The 6,072-nt window shown below is 35.0% G+C and carries 5 protein-coding genes; all 5 read left to right on the top strand.

Features of this window, described 5'->3' with window-relative positions; all coding sequences use genetic code 11:
- Nucleotides 1–28: 28 nt before the first annotated feature.
- The 5 genes from MQX03_RS16040 to MQX03_RS16060 all read left to right on the top strand — a co-directional run bounded on the left by MQX03_RS16040 (nt 29) and on the right by MQX03_RS16060 (nt 6,021).
- Nucleotides 29–1,024, top strand: coding sequence for an isoaspartyl peptidase/L-asparaginase family protein (locus tag MQX03_RS16040; protein WP_242804253.1), 996 nt, complete (start codon nt 29–31; stop codon nt 1,022–1,024).
- A 241-nt stretch (nt 1,025–1,265) separates the two neighbouring features.
- A complete protein-coding gene (locus tag MQX03_RS16045; RefSeq protein ID WP_242804254.1) occupies nt 1,266–1,928 on the top strand; it encodes a copper homeostasis protein CutC in 663 nt (220 codons plus the stop codon).
- Nucleotides 1,929–2,223: 295 nt separating this feature from the next.
- Nucleotides 2,224–2,601 carry a GxxExxY protein gene (locus MQX03_RS16050; RefSeq protein WP_242804255.1) on the top strand — a complete coding sequence of 126 codons (378 nt, stop codon included), beginning with the start codon at nt 2,224–2,226 and terminating at the stop codon, nt 2,599–2,601.
- Complete coding sequence (locus MQX03_RS16055; RefSeq protein ID WP_242804257.1) at nt 2,602–5,088, top strand: beta-mannosidase; 2,487 nt, start codon at nt 2,602–2,604, stop codon at nt 5,086–5,088. It abuts the gene before it with no gap.
- A gap of 24 nt (nt 5,089–5,112) precedes the next feature.
- A complete protein-coding gene (locus MQX03_RS16060; protein ID WP_262916945.1) occupies nt 5,113–6,021 on the top strand; it encodes an AEC family transporter in 909 nt (302 codons plus the stop codon).
- The last annotated feature ends 51 nt before the right edge of the window (nt 6,022–6,072 follow it).

Below are 6,072 nucleotides of genomic sequence, written 5' to 3' on the forward strand. Positions count from 1 at the left end.
ACCTTAACCTAAGCCTCAACTTAAAAATATGAACTCACGAAGAAAATTTTTAAAAACCACAGGAATATTATCATCCGCATTGTTGTTGAATCCGTTGGATTTGATTGCTAAAGAAGTTTCCAAAAACGAAAATATTTTTGTGAATAAACCGATAGTGCTTTCGACTTGGGATTTTGGTTTAAAAGCCAACGAGGAAGCTTGGACGATTTTAGGAAGAGGCGGAAGAGCACTAGACGCGGTAGAAAAAGGCGTTCGGCTAGTTGAAAATGATCCCAATGAAAGAAGTGTAGGCTACGGCGGTCGCCCCGATAGAGACGGAAGAGTGACACTGGACGCTTGTATCATGGATGAAAATTACAACATCGGTTCGGTTGCCTGTTTAGAAAATATTAAAAATCCAATTTCCGTAGCCAGAATGGTGATGGAGAAAACACCTCATGTGATGTTGGTTGGTGACGGAGCGTTTCAGTTTGCTATTTCCCAAGGCTTTAAAAAAGAAAATATCCTCACACCAGAATCCGAAAAAGAGTGGAAAGAATGGCTGAAAGACAGCAAATATAAACCGCTCGTCAACATAGAAAATCACGACACGATTGGTATGATTGCGCTCGATGCTCAGGGAAATCTTTCGGGAGCGTGTACAACCAGTGGAATGGCGTTCAAAATGCACGGCAGAGTAGGCGATTCTCCAATTATTGGTGCAGGTTTGTTTGTTGATAATGAAGTGGGTGCGGCGACGGCGACTGGGCATGGCGAAGAAGTCATCAGAACGGTAGGAACTCATCTCGTTGTGGAACTGATGCGGCAAGGTAGAAATCCTCAGCAAGCCTGTAAAGAAGCGGTTGAAAGAATCGTGAAAATTACTGAGCGAAGAAAGAAAAATCTGAAAGACATTCAGGTTGGCTTTATTGCCATCAATAAAAAAGGAGAATATGGCTCGTACTGTATTCAGGACGGATTTAATTTTGCGGTTTATGACCAAAAAGGAAACCGTCTGGAGAAACCTGAATTTGCTTTGAAGTAAAATTAAATTATTAATCATCATCAAATACTAATGAAAAAAATAATCAAAAGTGAGATTTAAATTTTTAAACCATTAAGATATTTTAGTTTGTAAGTTTGGTTAAGGTAAAATATCTAAAGATATTTATTAAGCAGGCTGCTGAACTCAGATTTATCTGAGCCTTAAAAATCTTACAATCTGAATCGGCTTAATGTTTCATTTTTGAATACTATCTTTTCAATTAAATAATAAACTAAAAAAAATGTTCTTAGAAATAGCCACATTCGATATCACATCCGCTGAAATAGCTTTGAATTCTGTTGCCGACCGAATTGAATTCTGTGCTGACATTAATTCAGGAGGAATTACACCCGACCTTGAAGAATTGAGATATTTAAAAGAAAAATATTCCAAACCGATTCATGTGATGATTCGTCCTGTCGGTGGAGGTTTTATGTACACCGATTCAGAATTTTTGCAGATGCAGAAAGATATTATTGAATTTTCAAAAGCTAAAGCTGATGGATTTGTTTTCGGAATTTTAGATGAAAATCAGGAAATTGATTATGAAAAAAACAGATTGTTAGTTGATTTAACCAATGGTAGACCATGCGTTTTTCACAGAGCTATCGACCGAACCAAAAATATTTTTGAATCTGCAGGAAAGTTGGTCGAGTTAGGTTTCAAGGAAATTCTCACTTCAGGCGGAGAAAATTCTGCGATGGAAGGGAAAGAAAATTTAAAAAAGCTTATAGAAAATTGTGGTGATGACATTAAAATATTAATTGGTGGTGGAGTTCGTTCCAATAATATTTCAGAGTTGAAAAATGTAACGAATGGGAAATATTTTCATTCTTCTGCAGTGTTGTCTTATGAATCATTTGCAAATGCTGAAGAGATTAAAAAATTGAAGGTTAATTTGTGAAATTTTATTGAGAGATATTAAATGAAATTTTTTAACGCAAAGTTTTATTTTTAATGTCACATACTTAAAGTAGCAAAGAATGACGGACAAGCCGTCTAAGCTTGAGAATAAATTTACGGTTAAAAATAATTTTTGAATTTAAGAAAAGAATTAATCTATGAAAGTTTTATAGAGCACATATATTTTCAAGCTTAAGCAACTTGGTTGCTACTCTTTGCTTCTTAAATCTTCATAAAGAAAAATAATCTTTGCGTTAATAAAGTACTAGATAAAAGTTAAACAAACACAAACACAAATGACAGAAAACGAATTATCCTATAAAATTATTGGTGCTGCACTGGAAGTGCATAAAACTTTGGGAGTTGGTTTGCTTGAAAGCGCTTATGAAGTTGCTTTAGCTTACGAGTTAAGAGAACTTGGTTTTGAGGTCAAAAGTCAGGTGGTACTTTCCCTAAAATATAAAAGTGAGATAATTGATAATGCTTACAGAATTGATTTGATTGTAGAAGATAAGGTGATTATAGAAGTTAAATCTGTATTAGAAATTAATCCCATTTCCTATTCGCAGATTTTGACTTATTTAAAATTAACAAACATCAAACTCGGACTTCTCATTAACTTTAATACACCTTTAATCAAAGACGGAATACACAGAATTGTAAATAAACTATAAATGAACAAAACTATACTTTTTGCTTTATTTTTCATTCAAATATTTGTTAACGCCCAATTTTCAGAGCGAAATTTATCCTCAGAAAAATGGCAATTTAAAAATGCAAAAGAAAATAATTGGCTCACGGCCACCATGCCGGGGACGGTTCATTTGGATTTGATGGATCATCAACTCATTCCTGATCCGTACAAAGATGAGAACGAGAAAAAAGTACAGTGGGTTGAAAATGAAGATTGGGATTATCAGACAGTTTTCAAAGTTTCAGCTAAAGAATTAGAAAATCAAAATGCTGAGTTGGTTTTTCACGGATTGGATACGTTTTCTGAAATTTATTTAAACGGAAAACTACTGCAGAAAACAGATAACATGTTCCGAACATGGAAAATTGCGGTTAAACAAAATTTGAAAATTGGAAACAATACTTTACGGATCAAATTCAAATCTTCTGTCAATGTCGGAAAAGATTTAGCTAAAAAAATTCCGTTTACAATGCCGGAATCTCCCAGAAGTTTTGTCAGAAAAGCGCAATATCAGTTTGGTTGGGATTGGGGACCAAGATTGGTTACTGCCGGAATCTGGAAAGATGTCAAACTGAATTTTTGGAATCATGCGAAACTTGAGAATGTAAAAATAGAGCAGAAATCTTTAACAAAGCAAAAAGCTGATTTAATTATTCACGCAGAAATTATTGCAGAAAAAGAAGGCAAGTATAGTTTTAAAACAGATAAAACAAATTATGATATTGTTCTGAAAAAAGGTTTAAACAAGATTTCAGTTCCATTTAAAATTGAAAATCCACATTTTTGGCAACCGAACGGATGGGGAAAAGCAATGACTTATGTATTAAAATTTTCACTGAAAAAGGATGCTCAAATTATTGATGAAAAAGATGAGACAATTGGTCTCAGAACCATCGAATTAATTCAGGAAAAGGACGAAAAAGGAAAAACTTTCTATTTTAAAGTCAATGGAAATCCAATGTATGCTAAAGGTACAAATTGGATTCCCTCCGACAGTTTTACACCAAGAATTACGAAAGAAAAATATCAGAAACTCATCAAAGATTGCAAAGATGCCAACATGAACATGATTCGTGTTTGGGGTGGCGGAATTTACGAAGATGACGAATTCTACAAGGCTTGCGATGAAAACGGGATTCTCGTGTGGCAGGATTTTATGTTTGCCGGGAGTTTTTATCCGTCAGACGAAGATTTTTTAAATAACGTAAAAGAAGAAGTCAAAGATCAGGTCAACCGACTTCAAAATCATCCGTCGATTGCTTTGTGGTGTGGAAATAACGAAATTGATGAAGCCATTGTCAACTGGGGATATCAGAAACAGTTCAAATATTCAAAAGAAGACTCTCTTCAGGTCTGGAAAGATTACAAAAAGGTTTTCCATGAAGTCATTCCGAATGCTTTGAAAGAAAATTTAACTTCAGAAAAAAACATCTATTGGCCGACTTCGCCGTCGATTGGTTGGGGACATAAGGAAAGTTTAACCGAAGGTGATTCTCATTATTGGGGTGTTTGGTGGGGCGAATTTCCGTTTGAAATTTATAACGAAAAAGTTCCAAGATTTGCCTCTGAATATGGTTTTCAGGGAATGCCAAGTTTAGAAACAGTAAAATCAATGTTTTCAGGACAACCTGAATTAAGTTTAGAAAATCCAACCATCAAAGCGCATGAAAAAAATGCAAGAGGTTTTCATATTATCAACGAATATATGAAGCGGGATTATGTGGTTCCAAAGGATTTTGTGAAATACAATTATGTTTCCCAACTGCTTCAGGCACGTGGAATGCAGATTGCCATTGAAGCCCATCGCCGTGCAAAACCTTACAATATGGGAACGCTGTATTGGCAGTTGAATGATTGCTGGCCTGTAATTTCTTGGTCATCGATTGATTATCTGGGTAATTGGAAGGCTTTGCATTATCAGGTGAAAAGAAGTTTTGAAAACCAAGTAATTTTAACGGAAGAAATCGACGGTTTTTTGAACTTTTATGCCATTAATGATGATTTAAAAAAGTTTGAAGATATAAAAGTAGAAATTCAGGTTATTGATTTTAACGGAAAAATTTTAAATGATTTAACTACGGTTCAGAATGGGAAAACATTGGATGGAATTGCAAAGATTGATCATATAGAAATTAAAAACTTAATTAAATATTCCAATAAAAATGAAGTCTTTTTAAAATTGATTTTAAAAAATATCAATAAAAAAATCATTGCAGAAAATCTTCATTTCTTCGCAAAACCAAAAGACTTAAAACTCACAAAACCCAACATCAAAATCAAAAAAATCTCACCAACAGAAATCGAAATTTCCACCGGTGTTCTGGCGAAAGATGTTTATTTAATGGGCGACACGCATTTTAGTGATAACTTTTTCGATCTTCTTCCTAAAACTTCAAAAAGGATTAAGCTTTCAAAAGCTGTGAAAAAAATCGAGTCAATGAGTCTTTGGGATACGATGAATCCTTAAATTTGCAGAATACTTTTTAGAATCATGGTGAATTTTGTTTTAATTGGCGTTTGCATTCTTGCGGGAATGATCCTCAAAGAAACAAAATCCATCCATCCCGATGCTCACAAAGGTATCAATACATGGATTCTCTATCTCGCTTTACCTGCAGTTTCTTTCAAATATTTGCCGAAAGTTCAATGGTCTCTAGAAATGCTTTTTCCCATTGCCGCAACATTTCTGACCACCGTTTTTGCCTTCATTTTTATGAAGATTTACTGTAAAACGAAAGGATATTCCGAAAGATCACGAAGCACATTAGAATTAGTCAGCGGTTACAGCAATACATCTTTCATTGGTTTTCCGTTGATTAGTGCATTTTACGGAGAAAGCCTTTTAAGTATTGCCATCATTTGCGACCAGACGATGTTTTTCTCACTTTCAACTCTGGGAATTATTACAGCAATAAGAGGCGGCGGAAAATCAGGCGAAGTGAGTGCGAAATTTATTTTTAGAAGACTGGTCACCTTTCCACCGCTCGTGGGTTGTATTGCTGCATTAGTTTTGTCGCCATTCATCGATTTTACTTTTGCAGAACCGCTTTTCGATAAATTGGCAGCGACTTTAAGTCCACTCGCCCTATTTTCTGTCGGATTACAATTAAAATTCAACGGCTGGAAAAAATTGATTCCTCAGATGTCAGCGTCGATGTTTTACAAGTTAATTCTGGCTCCTGCAATCAGTCTTGGATTGGTATTTTTATTCGGAATTACTGGAGATATTGCCAAAATCACCATTTTTGAATCAGCAATGCCGACGGTTATAACTTCAAGTATTATTGCAGAACAGTTCAGGCTCAACACTAAACTCACCAATCTCACCATCGGGTTCAGTATTATTCTTGGTTTTTTGACAACGGCGGTTTGGTATCAGATTATTGAATTTATTTTTTAAAATGGAGCTTAATCCCGCTTTCACTACTCGCTTTTCCGAGAGATTCGGCGG

It is taken from the genome of Chryseobacterium aahli, from assembly GCF_022699665.1.
In the GTDB taxonomy this organism is placed as follows: Bacteria; Bacteroidota; Bacteroidia; order Flavobacteriales; family Weeksellaceae; genus Chryseobacterium; species Chryseobacterium aahli.